This is a genomic window from Mesorhizobium sp. L2C084A000 (assembly GCF_000502875.1).
In the GTDB taxonomy this organism is placed as follows: domain Bacteria; phylum Pseudomonadota; class Alphaproteobacteria; order Rhizobiales; family Rhizobiaceae; genus Mesorhizobium.
The window spans coordinates 35,217-60,236 of sequence record NZ_AYWX01000010.1 but is presented as its reverse complement, the minus strand read 5'-3'; the positions used below and the strand labels follow the sequence as shown (position 1 = coordinate 60,236).

Sequence of the window (25,020 nt, the reverse complement as noted above, 5' to 3'; positions counted from 1 at the left end):
CATATCCTTGCCTCGCCGCGTGCCAATCGTGAGGCCAGCCTGGGAAGCCAATCCGGGAGGCCAATCTGGGAGGATTGTCATGATTTCGACGGCGCAGGAACTGCATCCCACACCCGTTCTGGAACCGGGGCGGACCATCCTCGAATTGCGCGGGCTGGAGAAGCGCTATCCCGGCACCCACGCGCTGAAGCCGGTCGACCTCGCCTTCAAGTCCGGTGAGATACACGCCATCGTCGGTGAGAACGGCGCCGGCAAATCCACGCTCATCAAGCTTCTGACCGGCGTCATGCCGCGCACCTCCGGAGAGATCGCCTGGGAGGGCCAACCGGCCGCCCTGGCGACGCCGCACGAGGCGATGGCGCTCGGCATCAATGCCGTGCACCAGGAAGTCGTGCTGTGCCGTCACCTGACTGTCGCCGCCAACATGTTCCTAGGCGAGGAGAATTCACGCTTCGGCATCCTGCAGCAGCGCGCCATGGTCAGGCAGGCGCAGACGATCATCGACGATCTCGGCTTCGACCTGCCGGCGCATGTCACCCTTGGCGACCTGACCATCGGCCAGCAGCAGTTGATAGCCGCCGCCCGCGCCACCGTGCGCGGCACCAAATTCCTGATCTTCGACGAGCCGACCGCCTACCTCACCCGCAAGGAGGCCGACCAGCTCTTCACCTTGATCCGTCGGCTGAAGGATGAAGGCGTGACGATCATCTACATCAGCCACCGCATGGAGGAAGTGTTCGAGCTCGCCGACCGTGTTTCCGTGCTGCGCGACGGCACGCTGGTCGGCACCCGCAACATCGCCGAGACCAACGATGCCGAGCTGGTCAAGATGATGATCAACCGCTCGATCGAGCAGGTCTATCACAAGGAGCATTTCACGCCGGGCGCCGCCATTATCGAGGCGAGAAGCCTGTCCGGCAAGGGCTTCGAAAATGTCTCGATGACGGTCCGCGCCGGCGAGATCGTCGGACTCTATGGCCTGATCGGCGCCGGACGCAGCGAGTTCGTCACCACGCTTTACGGCCGCCACCGCAAATCCGCCGGCCAGATCCTCTGGGAAGGCAAGGAGGTGCAGGTCAATTCCGAGCATGACGCGATCAAGCTCGGCATGGCGCTGGCGCCGGAAAGCCGCCGCGACCAGGGCCTCTGCCTCAACCTGCCGGTCGGCTTCAACCTCAACCTGCCGATCTACAAGCGAATCTCGAACAATCTGCTGATTTCGAGCACGCAGGAGAAGACGCAAGCTGATCGCCAGATCGCCGATCTGCGCATCAAGACACCGACGCGCGGCGCGCTGGCATCCAGCCTGTCGGGCGGCAATCAGCAGAAGATCGTCATCGGCAAATGGCTGGCGCACGGCGCCAAGCTGTTCATCTTCGACGAACCGACGGTCGGCGTCGATGTCGGCACCAAGGCCGAGATCTACCGCCTGTTCGGCGCACTTTTGTCAAAGGGCGCCGGCATCATCCTGATCTCGTCCTATCTGCCGGAAGTCTATGAACTCGCCGACACGCTGCATGTGTTCCGGCGCGGCAAACTGGTGGCGACGCACGGTTTTCACGCCGCCAGCCACGAGGATATTCTTACTCAGGCGCTCGCCGAGAAACAAGAAAAGCTGGGAGGACAAATATGAGCACCGAGGCGATTGCCGTCGAAAAACCGAAGCGCAACTATAATGTCCTGTTTGGGCTGACGCTTTTGGCGCTGCTGGTTCTGCTCTGGATCCTTCTCTCCGTGGCGACGACGAGCTTCGCCTCCGCCAACAACATGGCCAATCTCTTGCGCCAGGGCTCGATGATCGCCATCATGGCGGTCGGCCAGACTTTCGTCATCATCACCGGCGGCATCGACCTGTCGGTCGGCGCCGTGGTCGGTTTCGCCACCGTGGTCGTGGCCATGATGATCAATGCCGGCTTCCCCATCTGGCTCGCCATTCTGGTGACGCTGCTGGTCGGCGTCGCCATCGGCATGTTCCACGGCTTCGGCATCGTCAAGATGGGCCTGCCGCCCTTCATCATCACGCTGGCAACGCTGACCTCGCTGCGCGGCATCGGCCTTTTGATGACCAACGGCAATTCGATCAACATCAACAGCGACACCTTCACCGCCTTCTCGCGCAATTCCTTCATCGGCATCCCCAACCTGTTCTGGATGGTGATCCTGGTCGGCATTCCGGCCTATATTTTCCTGCACCACAGCCGCTGGGGCCGATACCTGTTTTCGGTCGGCTCCAACGCCGAGGCCTCGCGCCTGTCCGGCGTCAATGTCCAGCGCACCATCTACATGGCCTACACGCTGTCGGGCCTGTGCGCCGCCTTTGTCGGCGTGCTGCTGGCGGCCCGCATCGGCATCGGCAACCCGACGCAGGCCGAGGGCTGGGAGCTGCAGGCGATCGCGTCTTCGGTCATCGGCGGCACCTCGCTGTTCGGCGCCGTCGGCTCGGTGCATGGGCCGCTGCTCGGCGCCTTCATCCTGGCCACCATCAACAACGGCGCCAACCTGCTCAACGTCAACTCGTTCTGGCAGCGCATCATCACTGGCGCGCTGATCATCATCATCGTCTACTTCGACGGCCTGCGCCGCCGCGGCAAGTAGCGATCCCGCAATCAACCGCCGGCCCGCCACACCAACGGGCCGGCGATTTCATGACTGGATTAGCGCATGAAAGCCGTCCTCTGCCGTTCGCCCGGCGATCTTGTCCTTGAAGACCGGCCCGCACCAGAGGCACCGCCTCCCGGCTGGGCGCTGGTGGCGGTCAGCCATGTCGGCATCTGCGGCACCGACTACCACATTTTCGAGGGCAAGCACCCCTTCCTCGCCTATCCCCGCATCATGGGCCATGAGGTGTCGGGAACGATCGTCGAGGCCGGCGACGGCGTCGATCTTGCCGTTGGTGAGCCCGTGGTGATCAACCCCTATCTTTCCTGCGGCAAGTGCATCGCCTGCCGGCACGGCAAGCCCAATTGCTGCGTCAGGATCGAGGTCTTGGGCGTGCATCGAGACGGCGCCATGTGCGAACGGATTCTGGTGCCGGCGCAAAATCTCTATCCCGCCAACGGCCTTTCGCTGGCCGACGCCGCCGCAGTCGAGTTCCTGGCCATCGGCGCGCATGCAGTGCGGCGCGCCCGCGCCGACCCCGGCGCCCGCACGCTGGTCATCGGCGCTGGCCCGATCGGGCTCGGCACCGCCATCTTCGCCCGCATCGCCGGGCTCGACGTGACGCTGCTCGACATGAGCAGTGAAAGGCTCGCCTTCGCCGCAAATGAGCTTGGTTTCCAGACCCTCGACGGGTCGCGCGGCGCGGTGCCCGATCTGGTCAAGGGAGCGACATCAGGCGAAGGCTTCGATGTCGTCTTCGACGCCACCGGCAACACCCAATCGGTGCAGTCGGCTTTCGCCCATGTCGCGCATGGCGGAACGCTGGTGCTGGTCTCCGTCGTCAAGGACGACATCAGCTTTTCCGATCCGGAATTCCACAAGCGCGAGATGACGCTGATCGGCAGCCGCAACGCGCTGCGCGCCGACTTCGATCACGTCGCCGCCTCGATCCGCAACGGCGCCGTGCCCCTGGCCAAGCTCGTCACACACCGCACCACACTCGCCGGCACGCCGCGCGATCTCGCCCGCTGGGCACACGAGAAATCCGGCCTGATCAAGGCTGTGATCGAGGTCGGATAGAGGCGCCTGTTCGACACGAATTCGGAGATCGTTGAGCGCCCAACTTGGTAGATCTGATGCTTTGGCGACTAGCCGCAACATCCATCGCTTCGTCATCCTATGGCGGAGCGAGGAGCGAAGCGACGCGGCGCAGACCATAGGATCCATGCCGTGACCTGAGAGCGTTGCTTCGGTGCAGAATTCTGCGCCGCTGCGCTCTTCGCCCGAGATCGCGGCATGGATCCTTGGGTCTCCGCGACGGAGCTGCGCTCCTGCTTCGCCCAAGGATGACGACGTTAGCTACAGCGCCGACAGCTTCAGCTCCACCCGCTCGGCCGGGAAGCGCGACTCGGAAAACTGGATCGGCTGGCCGTCCGGCGTGACGTTGACGGCAACCGTGACCAGCACGATGGCGCCCGGCAGCAGGTCGAGGTCGGCAAGGTCCGCCGCATCGGCATGGCGCGCCGACAGCACGGTCGATTGCCGGAGATAGTCGTCGATGCCGAAACGCGCCAGCGATGCGGTGATCGAGCCGGTTTGCGCCATCGCGGCATCGATGCCGGCAAAGCGCCGGGCCTCGAACCAGCCGGCAGCACGCGACACCGGCCGTCCGTCGGCTTCGCCGCGCGTTTCCAACCGGATCACATCGGCTCCCCTGGCAAGGCCAAGGCCCTCGGCAACGCGCTGGCTGGCCGGCTCGATCGACGAGGCGAGCAGGACGATGTGCCGTTCCGTCGTTTGCCCTTGCAGCCCTGTCGAAAAGCGTGTGCGCGCGCCGATCGGATAGGACAGCCGCTTGCGCGACAGTACGAAGGTGCCGCGCCCCTGCTCGGCCCGCAGCACGCCTTCCCTTACAAGGGCCGATATGGCGCTGCGCACCGTGTGACGGTTGACGCCATAGCGTTCTGCCAGCGCCACCTCCGGCGGCAACGCTGCATTCTCCGTGAAATCGCCGATGGCGATCGCATGCAGGATCTTGTCGGCGATCTGCCGCCACAGCGAAACGCCACTGCGCCGCTCGATGCTGTCCGCTGCCAGCCGCCCGACTATCATTGCCCCAACCTTCCAGCGCCCAGTCTTATATCGCTGTCATCCACCCGTCATGGACACGCATTAGATAATAGGTATAATTTGTATAGTTGTCTATATCAATAGACAAATTGACAAAGAGGAATGCTGCTGATGCGAGGACAGGAAGCCCGCGACCAGGCCGAGCGCAAGGCCGCCATGGCGACACTGGCGCAATCCAGCGGCGATGACATCGTCCGGCTCTGGAATGAAGCCGGATTGCCTTCGGAAGCAGAACTGCTGCGCGGCCCCGAGACCGGGCTGGTCACCGTGCGCGGCCGCATCGGCGGCGGCGGCGCGCCCTTCAACGTCGGCGAGGCGACCGTCACCCGCGCCACCGTCCGGCTGCCCTCCGGGCAGGTCGGACATTGCTATGCGCTTGGCCGCGACAAGCAGAAGGCGAAGCTGGCGGCCATCGCCGACGCGCTGTGGCAGGACCCTGCCCGCCGCAATGAAGTCGAGACCGGACTGATAGCGCCCCTGCGGTCGGCTCTGACCGCAGCGCATGAAAAACGCCGCGCCGAGACGGCGGCAACGAAGGTGGATTTCTTCACCATGGTTCGCGGAGAAGACTGATGGACATTGCAGCGCAATCGATAGAGGGCGGTTTCGCCGATCCGGTCTTCAATGCCCAGACGGTGTTCCGCGCCGTCATGGACGCAATGGCGCGGCCAGGCAGCGTGCAGCCGCTGCCGGCCTTCGCCCGCCCGCCGGCGCCGCTCTCGGCGGCCGCCGGCGCCATCGCACTGGCGCTGTGCGATAACGACACCCCGCTCTGGCTCGACCCGGCCCTGCAAGCTTCCACCGCGATCAGATCCTGGCTTGGGTTCCACACCGGCGCGCCCGTGGCCAACACACCGGCCGATGCGCATTTCGCCTTCATCGCGGCCCCGGCCGAGATGATGTCGCTCGATGGTTTTTCGCAGGGCACGCAGGATTATCCCGACCGTTCGACCACGCTGATCCTGCAAGTCGGCGATCTCGTCTCCGGCACGCCGCTGTTGCTTGAAGGTCCCGGCATCGAAACCAGCGCCACGATCGCGCCGGCACAGATGCCGCGCCATTTCGTCGAGCAGTGGAAACAGAACATCAAGCGCTTTCCCAGAGGCGTCGACATCATACTCGCCACCGCTGATGGCATTGCCTGCCTGCCGCGCACGACGCGCATCAAGACGATGGAGGCGTAAGATGTATGTCGCGGTGAAAGGTGGCGAAGCCGCAATCGCCAACGCCCACAGCCTGCTTGCCGACCGCCGCCGCGGCGACCGTTCGCTGCCGGCACTACGTCTCGACCAGATCGTCGAGCAGCTGGCGCTCGGCGTCGATCGGGTGATGAGCGAAGGCTCGCTCTATGATCGTGAACTGGCCGCACTCGCCATCGTCCAGGCGCGCGGCGACATGATCGAGGCGATCTTCCTGGTGCGCGCCTATCGCACCACGCTGCCACGCTTCGGCTACTCCAGGCCCATCGACACCGCCGGGATGCTGGTCGAGCGACGTGTGTCGGCGACCTACAAGGATCTGCCCGGCGGCCAGTTGCTCGGGCCCACTTTCGACTACACCCACCGGCTGCTCGATCCCGAGCTTGCCGCCGGCGCTGACGTCGCCCAGCCCTTGCTGCGCGAGACGGAAGCGCAAGCCATGCCGCGCGTATCGGCGATCCTCGACCGCGAAGGCCTGATCGAACCCGACGGCGACATGCCGCAGGATCACGTCCCCGGCGACATCACCCGCGAGCCGCTCGAATTCCCGATGGCGCGCGACATCCGCCTGCAGGCGCTGTCACGCGGCGATGAAGGGTTTCTGCTGGCGCTCGGCTATTCCACCCAGCGCGGCTATGCCCGCAACCATCCCTTCGTCGGCGAGATCCGCATGGGCGAGGTCGAGCTCGAGCTCGACGTGCCCGAGCTGCCCTTCGCGGTGCCGCTCGGCACTGTCCGCGTCACCGAATGCCAGATGGTCAACCAGTTCAAAGGCTCGGCCAAGGCGCCGCCGCAATTCACCCGCGGCTACGGCCTGGTCTTCGGCCAGAGCGAGCGCAAGGCGATGGCGATGGCGCTGTGCGACCGGGCGCTGCGCGCGAAGGAGCTCGGCGAGGATGTCGTCGCCGCGGCCCAGGACGAGGAGTTCGTCATTTCGCATTCCGACAACGTCCAGGCGACCGGCTTCGTCGAACATCTGAAGCTGCCGCACTATGTCGACTTCCAGGCCGAACTCGACCTCGTGCGCCGTATGCGCGCCGAATACGACGCCCGCGGAAATGCCGACATGCTGGAAGACAAGAAGGAGGCGGCGGAATGAGCCTAGTCGCCCGACCCGCCATCACCGCCACCGCTGTCGTGCGAATGGTCGCCATGCCCGCCACTGTAGCCGCCGCCGATGCCAACGCTCTCGCCATGCGCGCCTTCCCTGGCTGCGGGAAAAACCATTCTTCGGAGGATAAACGCGACCACGCCGACGAACGCCAGCAGCAGAATTCCGATATGCAGCCAAGCGGTCTGGGTCATCCGATTTCGCCCCTGTTTCCGCGTCCTGGACGCCAATTCAATAGCACAATGTGGATGTGATCGCCATGACCGACATCGCCACCTACAACTTCGCCTATCTCGACGAGCAGACCAAAAGGATGATCCGCCGGGCGATCCTCAAGGGCATCGCCATTCCCGGCTACCAGGTGCCGTTTGCCTCGCGCGAAATGCCGATGCCCTATGGCTGGGGCACTGGCGGCGTCCAGGTCACGGCTTCGATCATCGGCCCGGACGATGTGCTGAAGGTCATCGACCAGGGCGCCGACGACACCACCAACGCGGTCTCGATCCGCGCCTTCTTCAAGAAGGTCGCCAACATCGCGGTGACCACTGATACCGCCAGCGCCACCATCATCCAGACCCGCCATCGTATCCCCGAACATCCGCTGACGGCGGGCCAGGTGCTTGTCTACCAGGTGCCGATCCCGGAACCCTTGCGCTTCCTCGAGCCACGCGAGACTGAAACGCGGAAAATGCATGCGCTGGAGGAATACGGCCTCATGCATGTGAAACTTTACGAGGACATCGCCAAACACGGCCGCATCGCCACCACCTATGCCTATCCGGTCAAGGTCGAGGGCCGCTATGTGATGGACCCGTCGCCGACGCCGAAATTCGACAATCCCAAGATGCACCGCTCACCGGCTTTGCAGCTGTTTGGCGCCGGGCGCGAAAAGCGCATCTACGCGGTGCCGCCCTTCACCGACGTGGTCAGCCTCGACTTCGAGGACCATCCGTTCGAGGTGCAGACCTTCGACCAGCCCTGCGCGCTGTGCGCGGCAGAGAATGTCTATCTCGACGAGGTCATCCTCGACGACCATGGCGGCCACATGTTCGTCTGCTCCGACACCGACCACTGCGAGAAGCGGCGCAACGCCCCTACCTCCCCCTTGTGGGGAGGTCGCGCCGAAGGCGCGGGTGGGGGTCTTGACCAATCCACGCCCCACTCAACCCCCACCCCGGCGCTGCGCGCCGACCCTCCCCGCAAGGGGGAGGGTAAGGAGATACAATGACCGACGAACCGCTGCTGCGCGTCTCGGCGCTCTCCAAATTCTACGGCTCGCGCGTCGGCTGCGACAACGTCTCCTTCGACCTGTGGCCGGGTGAAGTCCTGGCTGTCGTCGGCGAGTCCGGCTCCGGCAAGACGACACTGCTCAACTGCCTGTCGACCCGGCTGCTGCCCAGCTCCGGCACCGCCAGCTACCGCATGCGTGACGGCCAGTTCCGCGAACTCTACCGCATGAGCGAGGCCGAGCGCCGCTTCCTGATGCGCACCGACTGGGGTTTTGTCCATCAGAACCCCGCCGACGGCCTGCGCATGACGGTATCGGCCGGCGCCAATGTCGGCGAGCGGCTGATGGCGGTCGGCGACCGTCATTACGGCAAGATCCGCGCCACCGCGGTCGACTGGCTGTCGCGCGTCGAGATCGACGAGGACCGCATCGACGACGAGCCGCGCGCCTTTTCCGGCGGCATGCGCCAGCGCCTGCAGATCGCCCGCAACCTCGTCACCGGCCCGCGCCTGGTGTTCATGGACGAACCGACGGGCGGCCTCGACGTCTCGGTCCAGGCGCGCCTGCTCGACCTGCTGCGCGGGCTGGTCACCGACCTTGGTCTCGCGGCCATCGTAGTCACCCACGACCTTGCCGTGGCGCGGCTTCTGTCGCAGCGCATGATGGTGATGAAGGACGGCCGCGTCGTCGAAAGCGGTCTCACCGACCGCGTGCTCGACGACCCGCGCGCGCCTTACACGCAGTTGCTCGTTTCCTCGATTCTGCAGGTTTGACGATGAAGTCTCAAAGCGCGTGTTCGCGAAACCTTGGCGCGAGGCACCCCCCTCTGGCCTGCCGGCCATCTCCCCCGCAAGGAGGGAGATCGGCTGTCCCTGCTGCGTTCACCAATTACCAAGGCTGCAAGAAAAGCGCTGCGGGTGAAGCTGCCAATCTCCACCCTTGCGGGGGAGATGTCCGGCAGGACAGAGGGGGGTGCCTCGCGCCGACACCTCGCAAACACCCGCTTCGAGATTTCACCGTTATTCCGCACATGCAATTGCATTGGCCAGAGGGGGGTGCTGGCCCGCAAACCAACAGCGATTGGAGGACCTTCTGATGCCGACGCCCCTCGTTGTCTCAGACGTCGCCAAGAGCTTCACCATGCATCTGCGCGACGGCATCAAATTGCCTGTTATCGCCGGTGTCTCGTTCTCGATCAGGGCCGGCGAATGCACCGTGCTCGGCGGCCCGTCCGGTGCCGGCAAGAGCTCGATCCTGAAGATGCTCTACGGCAACTACGCCGTCGACGAAGGCCAGATCATCGTCAGCCACGATGACGGGCTGATCGACCTCGCCACTGCCAGCCCGCGCACCGTGCTTGCCGTGCGCCGGCAAACGATCGGCTATGTCAGCCAATTCCTGCGCACCGTGCCGCGCGTTTCGGCGCTGGATGTCGTCGCCGAACCGCTGGTCGAGCGCGGCGAGGATCGCGAGATTGCCCGCGGCAAGGCACGCGCCTTGCTGGCGCAGCTCAACCTGCCGGAGAAACTCTGGGCATTGCCACCTGCGACCTTCTCCGGTGGCGAGCAGCAGCGCGTCAACATCGCACGCGGCTTCATCACCGAGCATCCGATCCTGCTGCTCGACGAGCCGACCGCCTCGCTCGACGCCAAAAACCGCGATGTCGTGATTGAACTCATCGCCGCCAAGAAGGCGGCTGATGTCGCGCTGCTCGGCATCTTCCATGACCACGACGTACGCGAGGCGGTTGCCGACCGCATCATCGACGTCACCGCTTTCGCTCCCGGAAAAATCGCCGCATGACCAGGAAATTGTCCGAGACGCCGCTGGTCCATCCGACGGCGGATGTGCAGAATTCGACGCTCGGCCGCTGGACCGAGATCGCCGACCGCAGCCGGGTGTCGGAAAGCGAGCTTGGCGACTATTCCTACATGATGCAGGACTGCGCCGTCTGGTGCGCGACGATCGGCAAGTTCGCCAACATCGCCGCCAGCGTGCGCATCAACGCCACCAACCACCCGACCTGGCGGCCAACGCTGCACCATTTCACCTATCGCGCCTCGGACTACTGGGACGACGCCGAGCACGAGACAGAATTCTTCGCCCAGCGTCGCGCCAGGCGAGTCACCATCGGCCACGACACCTGGCTCGGCCACGGCTCGACCATCCTGCCCGGCGTCACCGTCGGTGACGGCGCGGCGATCGGCGCCGGAGCCGTCGTCTCGAAGGACGTCGCCCCCTACACCATCGTCGCCGGCGTGCCGGCCAAACCGATCCGTGAGCGCTTCGACCGCCGCACCGCCGACCGTTATCAGGCGCTTGCCTGGTGGGACTGGGATCATGCCAGGCTGCGCGCTTCGCTCGACGATTTCCGGGAACTATCGGCCGAGACCTTCCTGGAAAAATACGAAGGATAATTCTTCACATCATCGTCATGGCAGCCACATGGCAGGACCTGTTCGATGACTCTCTCAAGCTTTTTCGAGCAGCAGGCTCCCGTGATCGAAATCAAAACTCCCGCCTTCTGCGGCTTCAGGGACATGGAGCACTTCGAGGACCTGCTGGCCCTGGGCCGGCCATAACTCCACACCTGTGGAGCGTAACAAAACTGACATCACCGCGACACGGCAGGTTCATGTGGCTGCGTTAGGCGAGTGCCTGACGATCAATATGGTCCAGACTGGAACCTGCCCCATGTCAGCAAATTCCGCCACGCTCGAAATCCGCGGTGTCAGCCGCCGATTTGGTAAGAACACCGCCGTCAGCGACATCAACATCGCCATCCCACAGGGTCAGATGGTTGGCATTATCGGCCGTTCGGGCGCCGGCAAATCGACCCTTCTTCGCATGATCAACCGTCTCATCGATCCCAGCCAGGGATCGATCTTTTTTGACGGCGCCGAGGTTTCCCAGTTGCGCGGCTCGCCGCTGCGGCGCTGGCAGCGTGACTGCGCCATGATCTTCCAGCAGTTCAACCTGGTGCCGCGCCTCGACGTGCTCACCAATGTGCTGCTCGGCAAGCTGAACCACCGCTCGACCATGTCAAACCTGTTCGGCATGTTCTCCCGCGCCGAATGCGCCGAGGCGGTCGCAGCTCTCGAGCGGCTCGACATCGCCCGCACCGCTTTGCAACCGGCCGGCACCTTGTCGGGCGGCCAGCAGCAGCGCGTCGCCATTGCCCGCGCCATGATGCAGCAGCCCAAAGTGATCCTCGCCGACGAGCCGATCGCCTCGCTCGACCCGCTGAACGCCAAGGTGGTGATGGATTCGCTGCAGGACATCAATCTGCGCGACGGCATCACCGTCGTCACCAATCTTCACACGCTGGACACCGCCCGCACCTACTGCAACCGCATCATCGGCATGGCCGCCGGCAAGGTCGTCTTCGACGGCCCGCCGGAAGAACTCAACCGCGAGGCCGTGCGTCTCGTCTACGGCGCCGACAGCAATGGCCAGGAAATCTCCGAGGCCATCACCTCGACCAGCGTTGCCTTCAGCCGAAAGATCGCCGCATCCGCCGGACCGCTCGAGCCCGCATTCCCGGGATACTGAGAGCGGCCTGGATCGACAGCCCGCGTCAAGGGCACCTGTCAAAATCGAGAACGCTGCCGGCGCGGGGCCGGAACCTACAGGAGAGATTACAGATGTTCAGGAAGATGGTTTTCAGCGCCGTTTCGGTGCTCGCCATGGCGACCAGCATGGCCCAGGCCGCCGACATGAAGGAATTTCGCGTCGGCATCCTCGGCGGCGAAAACGAAACCGACCGGCTGCGCAACTACCAGTGCCTCGCCGACCATCTGAAGGCCGAATTCGGCTTCGAAAAGGTTTCGCTGTTCCCCGCCGCCGACTATGACGGCGTCATCCAGGGCCTGCTTGGCGGCACGCTCGACTTCGCCGAACTCGGCGCTTCCGGCTACGCCAGCATCGCTCTCAAGGACCCGAAGGCGGTCACCCCGATCCTCACCACCCAGCAGACCGACGGCGCCACCGGCTACTATTCGATCGGTCTGGCGCTGAAATCCTCGGGGATCACCGATATCAAGTCGGCCAAGGGCAAGAAGCTCGGCTACGCCGATCCGGATTCGACCTCCGGCTATCTGATCCCGCTGACCCAGATCCCGAAGGACACCGGCGCTTCGAACGAAACCTTCTTCGCTTCGACCCAGTTCAACGGCGGCCACGAGAACAACGTTCTGGCCGTGCGCGACGGCAAGGTCGATGTGGCGGTGGACGATTCCTCCGGTATCGGCGACTTCAAGGACGGCTACACCTCGGGCACCTTCCACAAGGAAGTCGCCAAGGGCGCCGTCGACCCCAACGACTTCGTCGAAGTCTGGCGCTCGGGCCTGATCCCGAACGGCCCGCTGGTCGTGCGCACCGCGCTCGGCGACGAGATGACCGCCAAGCTCGCCGACTTCTTCACGCAGTTGCCGAAGAAGGACAAGGCTTGCTTCGAAGGCGTCGAAGGCGGCGACTTTACCGGCTACGTCCCGGTTAAGGCGGACTTCTACAACGTCATCGTCGAAGCCCGTAAGGCAGCCATTGGCGGCTAACGGCGAAATCAGGAAGGGCGGCGTCGAGAAAACGCCGCCCTTCTTGCATGTCCGATCATGACCCTTTCCGTGACAGCCCCTTCCGGCGCCACTCACCAGATGGCCGACGCCTGGCGTCGCAAGACGTCCTTGCGCCGGCTCTACACCGCCATCGGTGTCGGCCTTCTCATCATCGCGCTCGGCAGCACAATGTGGTTCGCCGACGAGGCCAATGCCGGGCATTTCTTCGACCGGTTGCCGCATTTGCTGGACTTCCTGAGCTGGCTCGTCCCCAAGGACTGGAACGATGTCTGGCGGGCGATGTTCGACATCGCTTCCCCGCATGACACCGGCACCCAGGAATTCAACTTTCCGCTTGGCCGCTCCTATGTCTGGGGCAGCTTCTACATCCCCGAATATTTCGAGCTGATGCTGACCACGCTCAACGTGGCGCTGGTCTCGACCTTCATCGGCTTCGTCTTCGCCGTGCCGTTCTCCTTCATCGCGGCGCGCAATCTGACGCCGCATCCGGTGCTGCGGCAAATCGTCAAGCGCCTCATGGAGCTGCTGCGCGCCTTTCCCGAGATCGTCATCGCCGGCCTGTTCGCCGCCATCGTCTCGATCGGCCCGATCGCTGCCATCATCGCCATCGGCCTGCATTCGATCGGCGCGCTGGGCAAGCTGTTCTACGAGATCAACGAGAACATCGACATGCGCGCCGAAGAGGGCCTGAGGGCTGTCGGCGCCAACTGGTTCGAGCGGGTGCGCTTTGCCAGCCTGCCACAGGTGCTGCCCAACTTCATGTCCTACACGCTGCTGCGTGTTGAGATAAATGTCCGCATTTCCACCATCATGGGCGCGGTCGGCGGCGGCGGCATCGGCGAGGAGTTGAAGCTGTCGATCTCGCGCGGCTTCGGCGCCAAGACGATAGCCCTCGTGCTGCTCCTGTTCACGACGATCTTCATCGTCGACCAGTTCTCCGCCTGGCTGCGCCGCAAGCTGGTCGGCGAGCAGGCTTTCGTGGTGGGGGCTTGACCATGGCTGCCTTGACCGCCGATCAAATCCAGTCGATCGAAGAGCGCTTCCCGCAGGTGTTCCAGCGGCCGTTCCACAAGCGCTTCGGGCCGCTGATGCTGCTTGGCGGCATCTTCCTCTACCTGCTCTATGCCTTGTGGTTCTTCAACCTGCCGCAGGTCATGCGGGAATCGCACTGGGAGCGGCTGCCGCTGTTTCTAACCCAATGGATCAGCTACGACGTGCAGCCGATCTTCCGCCTCGACGAAACGCGGATCACCGCCAAATATCCACGCTTCTCGGTGCTCGGCCCGAACCCAGATCCGGACTGGGTCAAGACCAATGCCGATGGTTCGGTGACGGTCCTTATCGACGGCGCCGCCAAGTCGGTCACCTTCAGCAAGACGCAAGCGACGATAACTGCCAATGGTGAGACCGTTGCGGTCGTGCTTGGCACCGGCAAGCCGCTGATCTCGGGGCCGGTTCCCGGCTGGATCACCGCGCATGAAGATGAGGTCGTCGCCGACATGGGCTTTGCCGGCGAGGCCCGTGTCGCCGTTGACCGCGTCAGGATCCGAAAGCGATTTCTCGGCTGGGCAAACTTCGTCTTCGACACCCGCTCGCCGTTCTTCGGCAAGTCGGCAAGCGAAGTCGCCTCGCTGATCGTCTCCGGACCGGAACTGAAACCAGGCACGTCCAACCTGGCACTGGCCGGCGACAACATCTGGAACAACGCCCAGTGGCAGCATGGCGATGTCTGGACGAAGCTCCTGCAGACCATCGTCATGGCCTTTCTCGGCACCATGCTGGGCGGCATCGTCGCCTTTCCGCTGGCCTTCTTCGCCGCTCGCAACATCACGCCCAGCCGGCTGGTCAACCAGGTGCTCAAGCGCTTCTTCGACTTCATGCGTTCCATCGACATGCTGATCTGGGCGCTGTTCTTCACCCGTGCCTTCGGGCCGGGACCGCTGGCGGGCAGTGCAGCCATCTTCTTCACCGAGATCGGCACGCTCGGCAAAACCTATTCCGAGGCGCTGGAGAACATCGACGACAAACCGCGCGAGGGTATTACCTCGACCGGAGCCAACGGCCTTCTGGTGCAGCGCTACGGCGTGCTGCCGGAAGTGGTGCCGGTGTTCATCAGCCAGACGCTCTACCAGTGGGAATCCAACACCCGCGGCGCGACCATCATTGGCGCTGTCGGCGCCGGCGGCATCGGCCTGAAGCTGTGGGAAGCGATGCGCACCAACTCCAACTGGGCCAACGTCTTCTACATGGTGCTGCTGATCCTGGCCGTTGTCTTCATCTTCGACAACATCTCCAACTTCCTGCGCCGCCGGCTGAGCCAGACCATCCACGACTACAACAGGATCCAGACTGAGCAGGGGTAGGCGCCGGCTGCCGTCTCATGAGAAGCCGGCAGGACAGAGGGGGGTGTGAAGGAACGCGGCGGCAGGTGTTGGGCGGCTTCGCTCAGTCCCACTATAAGGAAGGCGCCTACGCCGCCTTCTTCCACCCATTTTTGATATGCCTATACCCTTCCCGATAGACCGCTTCCGGTGTCTCGGAAAAATCGCGCCACACCTTGGTCGCCGCCGCCAAATCTTTCAGCGAACGGCCGAACGCTTCGATCGTCAGCCAGTCGTTATAGCCGCTCTTGCGGATGGCCGAGAATGTTTCCTTCCACGCAATGTTGCCGCGCCCCGGCACGCCGCGATCATTCTCCGAAATATGGATATGCGCGACATTCCGGCGGTGTTTCGTGTAGGCGCCGATCGGATCGGCCTCCTCGATATTGGCGTGGAAGGTGTCGTACATCGCCTTGATGTGCGGCCGGTCGATGGCGTCGATATGCTCCGACAGATCCGCCATCGTGTTGAGGAGATAGCATTCGAAGCGGTTCAGCGCCTCGAGCCCGATGGTGACGCCCTTGTTGCCGGCATGGTCGCCGATCGCCCGCTGCGAGGCGACGGAGCGCTTTTTCTCGGCAGCGGTCGGTCCGGAGCCGGAAAAGGCGCCGAGCGTCGAATGCAGCGGGCCACTCAGCGTGTCGGCGCCAAGTGCCTGCGCGCAGTCGATCGCCCATTTCATGTAGTCGACACCGGCCTTGCGCGTCGCCGCGTCGGCCGAGATCAAATTCATCGCCGGATCGCCCATGGCCGAAACAGCGGTCCGCTCCAGCCCGATGCGGTCGAGCAGATCGCCGAGTTTTTTATAGTCGTCCGGCGCGCCGGCGAAGATCGGTATCTCGACGCCATCGAAGCCGGTCGCCTTGATGTCGCGCAGCAGCGGCTCGTGTTTCTTCGACACGGCCGTCGTCCACAAGAACATGCACATGCCGATTTTCATCGACACTCCCTCCCCTTGGCTCCCCGGACCGCCTCTATTTCAGAGCTTCGTCCACGCCCCATTCTTCTTCGACGACTTCACGCAGGCCTCGATGAAGGCCATGCCCTCGACGCCGTCCTGGATGGTCGGGAAGACGACGTCCTTGGCCGGCTTGCCGCCCTTGCGGCGTGCCGCGCGGATGGCGCGCGCGGCCTCCTGGTAGATGTTGGCGAAACCTTCGAGATAGCCCTCGGGATGGCCTGACGGCACGCGGCTGACACGGCCCGCCACCGGCAGCGCGCCGGCGCCATTGCGGGTGATCAGTTGTTTCGGCTGGCCGAACGGCGTGTACCAGAGATAGTTCGGGTCGGCCTGCACCCATTCCAGCCCACCCTTCGAACCGTAGATGCGCAGTTTCAGCCCGTTCTCATGGCCGGGCGCCACCTGGCTTGCCCAGATCATGCCTTTGGCGGGATGCGTCTTGCCGATAGGCTTGAAGCGCAGCATGACGTTGACGTTGTCGTCGAGTAGCCGGCCCGGCACGAAGGCGTCGAGATCGGCCGACAGGGAGTCCAGTTCCAGCCCCGAGACGAAGCGGGCGAGGTTGTAGGCATGCGTGCCGATATCGCCCAGCGCACCGCCGGCGCCTGCCTGCTTGGGGTCGGAGCGCCACGCCGCCTGCTTCTGACCTGTCGCGGCCAAATCCTCAGTCAGCCAGTCCTGCGGATATTCGGACTGCACGATGCGTATGTCGCCGAGCACACCCTTGGCGACCATCTCGCGCGCCTGGCGGATCATCGGATAGGCGGTGTAGTTGTGCGTCAGCACGAACACCTTGCCGGTCTTCTCGACTATCGCCGCAAGCTTTTTTGCTTCGGCGAGCGTCGTCGCCAGCGGCTTGTCGCAGATGACGTGGATGCCGGCCTCGAGGAAGGCTTTTGCCGCCGGCACATGGACATTGTTGGGCGTGACGATGGCCACCGCCTCGATGCCGTCGGGGCGCTTCGCCTCGGCCATGGCCATCTCGGCATAGGATGCATAGCTGCGTGCGGGATCAAGCCCCAGTTCGGCCGCTGATGCCTTGGCACGGGCCGGGTCGGCTGACAAAGCGCCGGCAACCAGCACGAAGTCGTTGTCCAGCCGCGCCGCGATCCGATGCACCGCGCCGATGAAGGCACCTTGCCCGCCGCCGACCATGCCGTAGCGGATCGGGCCGCCTCCCGTTTCCGACTTTGATGCGCCGACCATGTCTTTCTCCCTCGTTGTCTCACCTCCCTTGAGGGGAGGTCGATCCGTGCAGCGGATCGGGTGGGGTTGCCGGACGTAGAGCTCGGCATGAACCGACCCCTCCCGGCCCTTCAGGCCACCCTCCCCGCGAGGGGGGAGGGAAAGTCGAGCTAGATTCCCATCATGGCGCGCAGCAACTTCTTGTCGGTAGCGCCGCCGGCGAAGTCGTCGAATGCCTTTTCCGTCACCCGGATGATGTGATGCTCGATGAAAGGCGCGCCCTCGGCCGCGCCGTCCTCCGGATGCTTCAGGCAGCACTCCCACTCCAGCACCGCCCAGGAATCATAATTGTACTGGGTCAGCTTGGAGAAGATGCCGCCGAAATCCACCTGTCCGTCGCCCAGCGAACGGAAGCGGCCGGCACGGTTGGTCCAGCTCTGATAGCCGGAATAGACGCCTTGCCGGCCGGTCGGGTTGAACTCGGCGTCCTTGACGTGGAACGCCTTGATGCGCTCGTGATAGATGTCGATGAATTCGAGATAGTCGAGCTGCTGCAGCAGGAAATGCGACGGATCGTAATTGATGTTGCAGCGCTTGTGGCCGCCGACCGCATCGAGGAACATCTCGAAGGTGGCGCCGTCGAACACGTCTTCGCCGGGATGAATCTCGTAGCCTATATCGACGCCATTATCCTCATAGACATCGAGGATCGGCTTCCAGCGCTTGCCGAGCTCCGCGAACGCTTCCTCGATCAGCCCGGCCGGCCGCTGCGGCCAGGGGTAGAGGTAGGGAAAGGCCAGCGCTCCCGAGAAGCTGACCGAGGCCTTGAGGCCAAGGTTCTTCGAGGCCTTGGCCCCGAACTCCATCTGTTCGACCGCCCATTTTTGCCGCGCCTTGGGATTGTTGTGCACTGAAGCCGGCGCAAAGCCGTCGAACTGCGCGTCATAGGCAGGATGCACCGCCACCAGTTGCCCCTGCAGATGCGTCGACAGTTCGGTGATCTCGACGCCGGCATCCGCGCAGATGCCCTTCACCTCATCGCAATAGGCCTTGGAGGAAGCCGCCTTCTTGAGGTCGAACAGCCGCGCGTCCCAGGTCGGGATCTGCACGCCCTTGTAGCCGAGACCGGCCGCCCATTTGGTGATCGACGCCAGTGAGTTGAACGGCGCGGCGTCGCCCGCGAACTGCGCCAGAAACAGCCCAGGGCCCTTCATTGTCGTCGGCATCGGCATCCTCCCTCATTTCTCTCGACCGAGCATAGCGCCGATTGGAAACAGGGCCAGCCACTTTGGTCTTTTCTCAACGGGTGCTTGCACGCACCGCCATTCTGGTATTACCAAATGTGGAAATTTGGTCAAGCCATGCAATGCGCCACCAAGACCCCAAAATCACCCGGTGCAGGCCTATATATCTCAATATAATCAAGCAAATAATCCACAGCGAAAGTTGCATCCCAGCGCTTCTTGCCGATTTAGAGAATTTGCTGTAGACCTCGCTTCAGGCCCAATTGGTCGAACCAGTTTGCGAGAAAAGGCTGGGAACGCCTTGGGGAGGAACCTTTGTGTCGCCTTTTGGCGATGCATGTCGCAGGCGAACCATAGAGACGATTTGGGAAGGACAGACCATGCATCTTTCGACGCACAACTGGATGCGCGCGGAACCCTTGGAGACGACGCTCAAGCGCATCAAGAAATTCGGCTATGAGTCGATCGAGATTTCCGGCGAGCCCGAGCAGTACAAGACCAAGGAGACCCGGGCGCTGCTGAAGGAGCATGGTATTCGCTGCTGGGGCGCGGTGACCCTGATGCTGGGCGAGCGCAACCTTGCCGCCAGGAACCAGGGCCAGCGCGAGCGTTCCGTTCAATATGTCAAGGACGTGCTGACCATGGTCAGCGAACTCGATGGCGAGATCATCACGCTGGTTCCGGCGACCGTCGGCAAGGTTGTGCCTGACGGGACCGAAGAAGAGGAATGGAAGTGGGTCGTCGACGCCACCCGTGAATGCTTCACCCACGCCAAGAAGGTCGGCGTCAAGATCGCGGTAGAGCCGCTCAACCGCTTCGAGACCTATCTGTTCAATCGCGGCGCCCAGGCACTCGCTCTGGCCGACGCGGTCAGCCCCGAATGCGGCGTCTGCCTCGATGCCTATCACATCCACATGGAAGAATTTAACGTCTATGACGCGATCCGGCAGGCCGGAAAGCGCCTGTTCGACTTCCATGTCGCCGACAACAACCGGTTTGCCGCCGGCCTCGGCCAGATCGACTGGCCGAAGATCGTCGCCACCTTGCGCGAGATCGGCTACGATGGCGCGCTGACCAATGAGTTCGTCGCGCCCGTCGACCGGACGCCGGCAGCCCCCTATCCCGACATGGTCGAGCGCAATCCGGTCGACATCTCGCCCGAGCAGCTGAAGTTCATCCAGGACCACGGCTCCAGCGTGCTCACCGAGAAATTCTACACCGACCAGATGCGCATCAACGCCGAGACGTTGCTGCCGCTGATCAAGTAGCCGACTGCCTCTGGGAAATTCGCCCTTCCGCCCTGACCGGCGGCGGGGCTGGGGAAGAATATGCGCATCAAGTCCGTCCAAGCCTGGTGGATCCGCGTTCCGATCGAAGCCGCTCGGCAGCACCGCAGCGACTTCGGTCAGGTGACGACCTTCGACGCCGCCATCCTGCGCATCGAGACCGATGACGGGCTGGTCGGCTGGGGCGAAGGCAAGAACGCCGCTGGCAGTGCCGGCAGCTACGGTGCGCTCGTCCACATGCTGAACCATGAGGTCGGGCCGCAACTGGTCGGCCGCGATCCGGCCGACATCGGCGTCATATGGGAGATGCTCTACAATGGCGTGCGCCACGACAGCGCCGCGCGTGGCGGCCACGCCATGCCGCAACTGGCGCGGCGCGGCATGAGCATCGCCGCCATCAGCGCCGTCGACATCGCGCTGTGGGACATTCTTGGCAAATCGCTTGGCGTTCCGGTCTGGCGGCTGCTCGGCGGCCGCAAGCTCGATCGCATGCCGGCCTATGCGTCCGGCGGCTGGGCGGCCGCCGACGCCATCGGCGAGCAGTTGAAGTCCTATATCGCCAAGGGCGGTTTCAAGGCACTGAAGATGCGCGTTGGCGCCATGGATGGCGCGGCACACATTTCCGCCACCCGCGTGCGGGCCGCACGGCAGGCGCTCGGCCCCGATGTCGAACTGATGGTCGACGCGCACGGCACCTACACGGTGGCCGAGGCCAAGCGCTTCATCCACCTTGTCAACGATTTGGACCTCGCCTGGTTCGAGGAACCTATTATCGCTGACGACAAGCCCGGCATGGCTGAAGTGCGGGCGTCAGGTGCCGTCCCGATCGCCACCGGCGAAAGCGAGGCGACACGCTATGCCTTCCGCGACCTTGCCGTGCTCAAAGCCGCCGACATCTTCCAGCCTGATCCCGCTTTCTGCGGCGGCATCAGCGAGGCGATGAAGATCGGCACCATCGCCAGCGCCTTCAATTTGCGCTTTGCACCCCATTTGTGGGCCGGCGCGCCCTGTTTTTTCGCAGGCTTGCATGTCTGCGCCGCCTCGCCGTCGAGTTTCACCGTCGAATATTCGCTTGGCGCCAACCCGATGATCCATGATCTGGTCGAAGAGACTGTCGAAGCCAGGGACGGTATGATAGCGATCCCGGAAAAACCGGGTCTGGGATTCACCATTTCGGAGCGGTTCCTGGAGGCGCACGCGCAACGCGGTTGACGATGAAAGAAAAGAACCTCCTCGCAGAACTCGCTGCCTACCTGTTCTCCCATTCGGACAAGGAGAGCGGCCGAACGCCTTCGGAACGCGAACTGGCGGAGCATTTCGCCGTCAGCCGCGGTCAGATCCGCGAGGCGCTGGCCATCCTGGAGGCCATGCGCATCGTCGAGCGCCGGGCCAAGTCCGGTATCTACATCGACACCAAGCAGGCCAGTGTGGAGGCCATGGCGCTTTTTGCCCGCGCAGGCCTGCCGCTCGACCCGATCCAGATCTACGAGACGGTCGAACTGCGCAAGATCCACGAGATCAAGGCGGCCGAACTTGCCTGTTCGCGTGCCACGGAGGAGAATTTCGAGCGGCTGCGCGAAATCCTGAAGGCTTCGGAAGAGCGCATCGCCGCCGGCGAAGGGCTTGCCAGGGAAGACCGCGAATTCCACCTCGAAATCGTGCGCGCCACCAAGAACAGCGTCTTCCACAATGTCTGCAGCGTCTACTACATGATGGGCGAGCAGCGCCTGCCGATCTATTTCAACGACCCCGAGCGCAACCTGCGCTCGCATGCCGAGCATATCCAGATCTATGAGGCGCTGCTGCGCCGCGACGGCAATCTCGCCCAGGCGCTGATGAGCGCCCATCTTCAAGGGGCTGAGAGCTACTGGAAAGGCCTGATCGAGGGCCATGGCGAGGAGCCGCAAAGCCCGGCGCTCGAAAGAGCCTGATCGACATGGCCCGTATCCTCACGACCCACGCCCTGCACCCGCGCGCCTCGGCCATGCTCTCAGGCGCCGGCGAACTCGTCGTCGCCTCCGCCATCGATCCGGCCACGCTGGCCGCCGAGGCTAAAAATGCCGACATCGTCATCGTGCGCGCGTCGCTGCCACCACAGCTTTTCGACGGCGCAAAGCTGCTGCGGGCGGCAATCCGTCATGGCGCCGGGCTCGACATGATCCCCATGGAAGCAGCGACCACCGCCGGCGTGCTGGTGGCGAACGTGCCGGCGGTCAATGCCCGCTCGGTTGCCGAGCACGTCATGTTCGTGGCCCTTGCCTTGCTTCGCAACTTCCGCGTCGTCGACCGCGACCTGCGCACCAAAGGCTGGCTCGCCGGCCGCGAGCATGCCAATGCCAACAGCGAGCTTGCCGGCAAGACGATCGGCATCGTCGGCCTTGGTGCCGTCGGCCAGGCGGTCGGCCATATCGCCGCGCACGGCTTCGACTTGAAGGTGGTGGCAACGACGCGCAGCATGCAGCCGGCGCCGGACAAGGTCGGCTTCCTGTCGATCGACGCGCTGGTCGAGCAGAGCGACATCATCGTGCTGTGCTGTCCGCTGACCCCGGAAACGCGCGGCCTGATCAACCGTGAGCGGATCGCCCGCATGAAGCCGCAGGCGCTGCTGATCAACGTGTCGCGCGGACCGGTCATCGACGACGACGCGCTGATCGAGGCGTTGCAGAAACGCCGTATCGGCGGTGCCGCGCTCGACGTTTTTGCCACGCAGCCGCTGCCGTCGAACCATCCCTATTTCGGCTTCGACAATGTCATCATCACGCCGCACATGGCCGGGATCACCGAAGAATCGATGATGCGCATGGGCGTCGGCGCGGCGGGTGAAGCCTTGCTGGTGCTGGCGGGCAAACTGCCGGTCAATCTGCGCAATCCCGAAGTGGTCGATCACTACCGGCGGCGGTTTCCGGCCGATAGCTAAAGCATCGCGGTTTCGCCCCAATTCTCCGCGACGTTGAGCACCATGTTCGGTCTTCGCCTCAAATGTCTGACTGTTGCCGCATCTTCGCTCTGCGCTATGCCGTCATTCGCGGCCGAAAGCAGCTATGTCTATTGTGACAACGGGCTGCGCTGCTTCAAGGCGCCCTGCCCATCCAACAGCGCACTCGACCTTGCCACCGGGACGATCATCAAGGGCGTGTCGATCGACCCCAGCGGATTGCCTCGAGCCGACAAGGCGATAACCGATCTTTCCGACGCGCTTTATGCTGGCAAGATCGTCGTCAGGGGCTCGATCGAGCAACGCACCCAGTCGATCACCGGCAAGGAGTACAATCTGCCCTGGCTGGTCGCGACCCGTATCGTACGCACCGCCAAGGACAGCGAACGCAAGCACTGTTCGTCGCGCTGATAGGCAGGTCAGCCCTGGTCACGCGCCAAGCAGCTGTTCTATTTCAGCCGCAATCCGCAGCAGGCGCCGGTCATGCCCGTTGCGCGCCACCAGCATCAATCCGGCGGGCAGCGGAGTGCCCGGCATCGGCAGCGAGATTGCGCAGAGATCGAACTGGTTGGCAACCTGCGTGTTGCGCAGCAGCAGGCCTTCGGTGCGGTCACGCAACTCGGCATCGTCAGACATCGAGACGATGGTCGGCGCCGTCACCGGTGTGGTCGGCAGAGCCAGCACATCGACCGAGGACAGCCGCTCGTCCATGGCAACGACGAGTGCTGTGCGACGGCGCATTGCCCTGATGTAGATAGGCGTCGGCAGCATTGCTGCCCGCGACAAAGGTCCGCTGACATGCGGGTCGACCGGCACCGAAGCCCCAGCCGCCAGCCAGTCGGCATGCACTTCGGCCCCTTCCATGGCAGCGATTGAGCCACGCTTGGTGGCGGCCCGCAAATCGGCAAGCAGATCATCGATCGATAAGCCCGCGATCCGCGCGCCTGTCTGTTCGATCTTGCCAAGGCAGCGGTCGAACGCGGTCGCCACCTCGTCTTCCGTCTCTTCGAAAAGAACGCCGCGTGGAATGCCGACGCGAAGCCCTGCAAGGGCAATCGGCGTCAGCGCGGTCGGCACTTCACCGGCCATCACGGCGTCGGCGGCGGCACATTGGGCGACGGTTCGGGCAAGCGGACCGATCGAGTCCAGCGTGGCGGACAGCGGGAACGCGCCGGCGAGCGGCACGCGCCGCGCTGTCGGCTTGAAGCCGACGACACCGTTGAGTGAAGCCGGAATGCGTATCGAACCGCCGGTGTCGGAACCGATCGATATTTCGCTCGTCGCCTCACCGACCGAGACGCCGGCGCCTGAGGAAGATCCGCCCGGAATGCGGCTGGCGTCCACGGCATTGCCGGGCGTGCCATAGTGCTGGTTGTCGCCGATCGCGGTGAAGGCGAATTCGGTCATGTTGGTCTTGCCGATAATGACCGCGCCGGCTTGCCGCAGCCGGCTGACGATCACGGCATCGCCCAGCGGAGGTGCTGCGGTCCTAAGCATCAGCGAGCCGGCCGTGGTTGGCTCGCCGGCGACATCGAACAGATCCTTGACCGAGACGATGGTGCCATCGAGCGGCCCAAGCGTCACCCCGGCTTGGCTGCGCGCATCGCTGGCATCGGCCGCGGCACGCGCGGCTGCGGCATAGAGCTTCGTGAACACGCGCTCTTCACCGGCACGGGCGGCGAGGCGCGCGAGAATGGTTTCCAGATGATCACGAACGGATTGCATTTTCGGTGTCGGACTCCGAACGCCTTGAACGTCCTTGGGGCATGGGTTGCCGAGACTTAACCCGGCGCAGGCGGTTTTGCACCCTGTCTAATGCGAGGAAAATCCGATGCTCTACAAAGGCAGCTGCCACTGCGGCAAGGTCGCCTTCGAATTCAAGGCCGAACTGACGGGCGCCTTGCGGTGCAATTGCTCGATCTGCTCGCGCAAGGGCGCCCTGTTGTGTGCCATCCCGCACGGGACCTTGCAGGTCCTGGCCTGGGGCGACGATCTCGGCACCTACACATTCGGCAATCATGCCATCGCGCACCGGTTCTGCCGGGCCTGCGGCATCCATCCCTTTGCGGAGGATGTCCGCGAAGGCAGCGAACGCAGTGCCTACATCAACATCAACTGCGTGGCCGATCTCGACCCCTCGACCCTGTCGGTTTTCGATTTCGACGGGCGGTCGGCCTGAGTTTGTTCG

Annotated in this window: 25 protein-coding genes and 1 pseudogene; 20 read left to right on the top strand and 6 right to left on the bottom strand. The window is 63.8% G+C overall.

Going from position 1 to position 25,020, the window contains the following annotated elements; genetic code table 11:
- Nucleotides 1–79 precede the first annotated feature (79 nt).
- From X735_RS145125 to X735_RS145135, 3 genes are all read left to right on the top strand, one after another.
- Complete coding sequence (locus X735_RS145125) at nt 80–1,633, top strand: sugar ABC transporter ATP-binding protein (protein WP_023812480.1); 1,554 nt, start codon at nt 80–82, stop codon at nt 1,631–1,633.
- The gene (locus X735_RS145130; RefSeq protein WP_023812479.1) at nt 1,630–2,595 is read left to right on the top strand and encodes an ABC transporter permease; all 966 of its coding nucleotides are present in this window, start codon (nt 1,630–1,632) and stop codon (nt 2,593–2,595) included. The genes X735_RS145125 and X735_RS145130 overlap by 4 nt, the downstream gene beginning before the upstream one ends.
- 66 nt (nt 2,596–2,661) lie before the next feature.
- On the top strand, nt 2,662–3,678 hold the full coding sequence (locus X735_RS145135) for a zinc-binding alcohol dehydrogenase family protein (RefSeq protein WP_023812478.1): 1,017 nt from the start codon (nt 2,662–2,664) through the stop codon (nt 3,676–3,678).
- 279 nt (nt 3,679–3,957) lie between these two features.
- On the opposite strand, the gene phnF is transcribed toward X735_RS145135, so the two are convergent.
- Nucleotides 3,958–4,707, bottom strand: a complete 750-nt coding sequence (gene phnF, locus X735_RS145140) for a phosphonate metabolism transcriptional regulator PhnF (RefSeq protein ID WP_023812477.1) — start codon at nt 4,705–4,707, stop codon at nt 3,958–3,960.
- Nucleotides 4,708–4,839: 132 nt separating this feature from the next.
- On the opposite strand from phnF, the gene phnG reads away from it, so the two are divergent.
- Genes phnG through X735_RS145155 form a run of 3 tightly spaced genes read left to right on the top strand, consistent with a single transcriptional unit; the run spans nt 4,840 to nt 7,026 of the window.
- Nucleotides 4,840–5,301: a phosphonate C-P lyase system protein PhnG gene (gene phnG, locus X735_RS145145; protein WP_023812476.1), complete on the top strand. Its 462-nt coding sequence runs from the start codon at nt 4,840–4,842 to the stop codon at nt 5,299–5,301.
- Nucleotides 5,301–5,912: a phosphonate C-P lyase system protein PhnH gene (gene phnH, locus X735_RS145150; RefSeq protein WP_023812475.1), complete on the top strand. Its 612-nt coding sequence runs from the start codon at nt 5,301–5,303 to the stop codon at nt 5,910–5,912. The genes phnG and phnH overlap by 1 nt, the downstream gene beginning before the upstream one ends.
- 1 nt (nt 5,913) lies before the next feature.
- Nucleotides 5,914–7,026, top strand: coding sequence for a carbon-phosphorus lyase complex subunit PhnI (locus tag X735_RS145155; RefSeq protein ID WP_023812474.1), 1,113 nt, complete (start codon nt 5,914–5,916; stop codon nt 7,024–7,026).
- Between the two features lie 2 nt (nt 7,027–7,028).
- On the opposite strand, the gene X735_RS145160 is transcribed toward X735_RS145155, so the two are convergent.
- A complete protein-coding gene (locus X735_RS145160; protein WP_023812473.1) occupies nt 7,029–7,232 on the bottom strand; it encodes a hypothetical protein in 204 nt (67 codons plus the stop codon).
- 65 nt (nt 7,233–7,297) lie between these two features.
- Between X735_RS145160 and X735_RS145165 the strand changes: the two are divergent.
- The 8 genes and pseudogenes from X735_RS145165 to phnE (X735_RS145200) form a co-directional block, all read left to right on the top strand.
- Nucleotides 7,298–8,125: pseudogene (locus tag X735_RS145165) on the top strand (alpha-D-ribose 1-methylphosphonate 5-phosphate C-P-lyase PhnJ); the annotation flags it as partial.
- Nucleotides 8,126–8,262: 137 nt separating this feature from the next.
- Nucleotides 8,263–9,039, top strand: coding sequence for a phosphonate C-P lyase system protein PhnK (phnK, locus tag X735_RS145170; protein ID WP_023760811.1), 777 nt, complete (start codon nt 8,263–8,265; stop codon nt 9,037–9,039).
- A gap of 322 nt (nt 9,040–9,361) precedes the next feature.
- A complete protein-coding gene (phnL, locus tag X735_RS145175; protein ID WP_023812471.1) occupies nt 9,362–10,069 on the top strand; it encodes a phosphonate C-P lyase system protein PhnL in 708 nt (235 codons plus the stop codon).
- On the top strand, nt 10,066–10,683 hold the full coding sequence (locus tag X735_RS145180; RefSeq protein ID WP_023812470.1) for a DapH/DapD/GlmU-related protein: 618 nt from the start codon (nt 10,066–10,068) through the stop codon (nt 10,681–10,683). Before phnL ends, X735_RS145180 begins: the two co-directional genes overlap by 4 nt.
- Nucleotides 10,684–10,960: 277 nt before the next feature.
- Complete coding sequence (phnC, locus tag X735_RS145185) at nt 10,961–11,818, top strand: phosphonate ABC transporter ATP-binding protein (RefSeq protein ID WP_023812468.1); 858 nt, start codon at nt 10,961–10,963, stop codon at nt 11,816–11,818.
- A 92-nt stretch (nt 11,819–11,910) separates the two neighbouring features.
- Complete coding sequence (gene phnD, locus X735_RS145190) at nt 11,911–12,819, top strand: phosphonate ABC transporter substrate-binding protein (RefSeq protein WP_023812467.1); 909 nt, start codon at nt 11,911–11,913, stop codon at nt 12,817–12,819.
- A gap of 57 nt (nt 12,820–12,876) precedes the next feature.
- Entirely contained in the window at nt 12,877–13,833 is a 957-nt protein-coding gene (phnE, locus tag X735_RS145195; protein WP_023812466.1) for a phosphonate ABC transporter, permease protein PhnE, read from the top strand.
- Nucleotides 13,834–13,835: 2 nt separating this feature from the next.
- Complete coding sequence (gene phnE, locus X735_RS145200) at nt 13,836–15,203, top strand: phosphonate ABC transporter, permease protein PhnE (RefSeq protein WP_023812465.1); 1,368 nt, start codon at nt 13,836–13,838, stop codon at nt 15,201–15,203.
- Between the two features lie 106 nt (nt 15,204–15,309).
- Here the strand turns inward: phnE (X735_RS145200) and X735_RS145205 are convergent, their stop codons facing one another.
- From X735_RS145205 to X735_RS145215, 3 genes are all read right to left on the bottom strand, one after another.
- On the bottom strand, nt 15,310–16,161 hold the full coding sequence (locus X735_RS145205) for a sugar phosphate isomerase/epimerase (protein WP_023812464.1): 852 nt from the start codon (nt 16,159–16,161) through the stop codon (nt 15,310–15,312).
- A gap of 39 nt (nt 16,162–16,200) precedes the next feature.
- Nucleotides 16,201–17,388 carry a Gfo/Idh/MocA family oxidoreductase gene (locus X735_RS145210; protein WP_023812463.1) on the bottom strand — a complete coding sequence of 396 codons (1,188 nt, stop codon included), beginning with the start codon at nt 17,386–17,388 and terminating at the stop codon, nt 16,201–16,203.
- Nucleotides 17,389–17,537: 149 nt separating this feature from the next.
- The gene (locus X735_RS145215) at nt 17,538–18,593 is read right to left on the bottom strand and encodes a sugar phosphate isomerase/epimerase (protein WP_023812462.1); all 1,056 of its coding nucleotides are present in this window, start codon (nt 18,591–18,593) and stop codon (nt 17,538–17,540) included.
- A gap of 398 nt (nt 18,594–18,991) precedes the next feature.
- On the opposite strand from X735_RS145215, the gene X735_RS145220 reads away from it, so the two are divergent.
- The 5 genes from X735_RS145220 (at nt 18,992) to X735_RS145240 (ending at nt 23,243) form a co-directional block, all read left to right on the top strand.
- Nucleotides 18,992–19,879: a sugar phosphate isomerase/epimerase gene (locus X735_RS145220; RefSeq protein WP_023812461.1), complete on the top strand. Its 888-nt coding sequence runs from the start codon at nt 18,992–18,994 to the stop codon at nt 19,877–19,879.
- A 60-nt stretch (nt 19,880–19,939) separates the two neighbouring features.
- Nucleotides 19,940–21,109, top strand: coding sequence for a mandelate racemase/muconate lactonizing enzyme family protein (locus X735_RS145225; RefSeq protein ID WP_023812460.1), 1,170 nt, complete (start codon nt 19,940–19,942; stop codon nt 21,107–21,109).
- 2 nt (nt 21,110–21,111) lie between these two features.
- The gene (locus X735_RS145230; protein ID WP_023812459.1) at nt 21,112–21,828 is read left to right on the top strand and encodes a FadR/GntR family transcriptional regulator; all 717 of its coding nucleotides are present in this window, start codon (nt 21,112–21,114) and stop codon (nt 21,826–21,828) included.
- A gap of 5 nt (nt 21,829–21,833) precedes the next feature.
- The gene (locus X735_RS145235) at nt 21,834–22,814 is read left to right on the top strand and encodes a hydroxyacid dehydrogenase (RefSeq protein WP_023812458.1); all 981 of its coding nucleotides are present in this window, start codon (nt 21,834–21,836) and stop codon (nt 22,812–22,814) included.
- Between the two features lie 96 nt (nt 22,815–22,910).
- Nucleotides 22,911–23,243, top strand: a complete 333-nt coding sequence (locus tag X735_RS145240; protein ID WP_245273257.1) for a hypothetical protein — start codon at nt 22,911–22,913, stop codon at nt 23,241–23,243.
- A gap of 18 nt (nt 23,244–23,261) precedes the next feature.
- Here the strand turns inward: X735_RS145240 and X735_RS145245 are convergent, their stop codons facing one another.
- The gene (locus tag X735_RS145245) at nt 23,262–24,557 is read right to left on the bottom strand and encodes an amidase (RefSeq protein WP_023812456.1); all 1,296 of its coding nucleotides are present in this window, start codon (nt 24,555–24,557) and stop codon (nt 23,262–23,264) included.
- Nucleotides 24,558–24,663: 106 nt separating this feature from the next.
- Between X735_RS145245 and X735_RS145250 the strand changes: the two genes are divergently transcribed.
- Entirely contained in the window at nt 24,664–25,011 is a 348-nt protein-coding gene (locus tag X735_RS145250; protein ID WP_023812455.1) for a GFA family protein, read from the top strand.
- Nucleotides 25,012–25,020 lie beyond the last annotated feature (9 nt).

Excerpts from the sequence above, each read along its gene's own strand:
- X735_RS145215 (WP_023812462.1), bottom strand. The coding sequence starts at position 18,593 with ATGCCGACGACAATGAAGGGCCCTGGGCTGTTTCTGGCGCAGTTCGCG.
- phnE (WP_023812466.1), top strand. The coding sequence starts at position 12,877 with ATGACCCTTTCCGTGACAGCCCCTTCCGGCGCCACTCACCAGATGGCC.
- phnK (WP_023760811.1), top strand. The coding sequence starts at position 8,263 with ATGACCGACGAACCGCTGCTGCGCGTCTCGGCGCTCTCCAAATTCTAC.
- phnL (WP_023812471.1), top strand. The coding sequence starts at position 9,362 with ATGCCGACGCCCCTCGTTGTCTCAGACGTCGCCAAGAGCTTCACCATG.
- X735_RS145125 (WP_023812480.1), top strand. The coding sequence starts at position 80 with ATGATTTCGACGGCGCAGGAACTGCATCCCACACCCGTTCTGGAACCG.
- X735_RS145250 (WP_023812455.1), top strand. The coding sequence starts at position 24,664 with ATGCTCTACAAAGGCAGCTGCCACTGCGGCAAGGTCGCCTTCGAATTC.
- X735_RS145235 (WP_023812458.1), top strand. The coding sequence starts at position 21,834 with ATGGCCCGTATCCTCACGACCCACGCCCTGCACCCGCGCGCCTCGGCC.
- X735_RS145240 (WP_245273257.1), top strand. The coding sequence starts at position 22,911 with ATGCCGTCATTCGCGGCCGAAAGCAGCTATGTCTATTGTGACAACGGG.
- X735_RS145230 (WP_023812459.1), top strand. The coding sequence starts at position 21,112 with ATGAAAGAAAAGAACCTCCTCGCAGAACTCGCTGCCTACCTGTTCTCC.
- X735_RS145205 (WP_023812464.1), bottom strand. The coding sequence starts at position 16,161 with ATGAAAATCGGCATGTGCATGTTCTTGTGGACGACGGCCGTGTCGAAG.
- X735_RS145220 (WP_023812461.1), top strand. The coding sequence starts at position 18,992 with ATGCATCTTTCGACGCACAACTGGATGCGCGCGGAACCCTTGGAGACG.
- phnC (WP_023812468.1), top strand. The coding sequence starts at position 10,961 with ATGTCAGCAAATTCCGCCACGCTCGAAATCCGCGGTGTCAGCCGCCGA.
- X735_RS145180 (WP_023812470.1), top strand. The coding sequence starts at position 10,066 with ATGACCAGGAAATTGTCCGAGACGCCGCTGGTCCATCCGACGGCGGAT.
- X735_RS145225 (WP_023812460.1), top strand. The coding sequence starts at position 19,940 with ATGCGCATCAAGTCCGTCCAAGCCTGGTGGATCCGCGTTCCGATCGAA.
- X735_RS145135 (WP_023812478.1), top strand. The coding sequence starts at position 2,662 with ATGAAAGCCGTCCTCTGCCGTTCGCCCGGCGATCTTGTCCTTGAAGAC.
- X735_RS145210 (WP_023812463.1), bottom strand. The coding sequence starts at position 17,388 with ATGGTCGGCGCATCAAAGTCGGAAACGGGAGGCGGCCCGATCCGCTAC.
- phnH (WP_023812475.1), top strand. The coding sequence starts at position 5,301 with ATGGACATTGCAGCGCAATCGATAGAGGGCGGTTTCGCCGATCCGGTC.
- X735_RS145160 (WP_023812473.1), bottom strand. The coding sequence starts at position 7,232 with ATGACCCAGACCGCTTGGCTGCATATCGGAATTCTGCTGCTGGCGTTC.
- phnG (WP_023812476.1), top strand. The coding sequence starts at position 4,840 with ATGCGAGGACAGGAAGCCCGCGACCAGGCCGAGCGCAAGGCCGCCATG.
- X735_RS145245 (WP_023812456.1), bottom strand. The coding sequence starts at position 24,557 with ATGCAATCCGTTCGTGATCATCTGGAAACCATTCTCGCGCGCCTCGCC.
- X735_RS145155 (WP_023812474.1), top strand. The coding sequence starts at position 5,914 with ATGTATGTCGCGGTGAAAGGTGGCGAAGCCGCAATCGCCAACGCCCAC.
- X735_RS145130 (WP_023812479.1), top strand. The coding sequence starts at position 1,630 with ATGAGCACCGAGGCGATTGCCGTCGAAAAACCGAAGCGCAACTATAAT.
- phnD (WP_023812467.1), top strand. The coding sequence starts at position 11,911 with ATGTTCAGGAAGATGGTTTTCAGCGCCGTTTCGGTGCTCGCCATGGCG.
- phnE (WP_023812465.1), top strand. The coding sequence starts at position 13,836 with ATGGCTGCCTTGACCGCCGATCAAATCCAGTCGATCGAAGAGCGCTTC.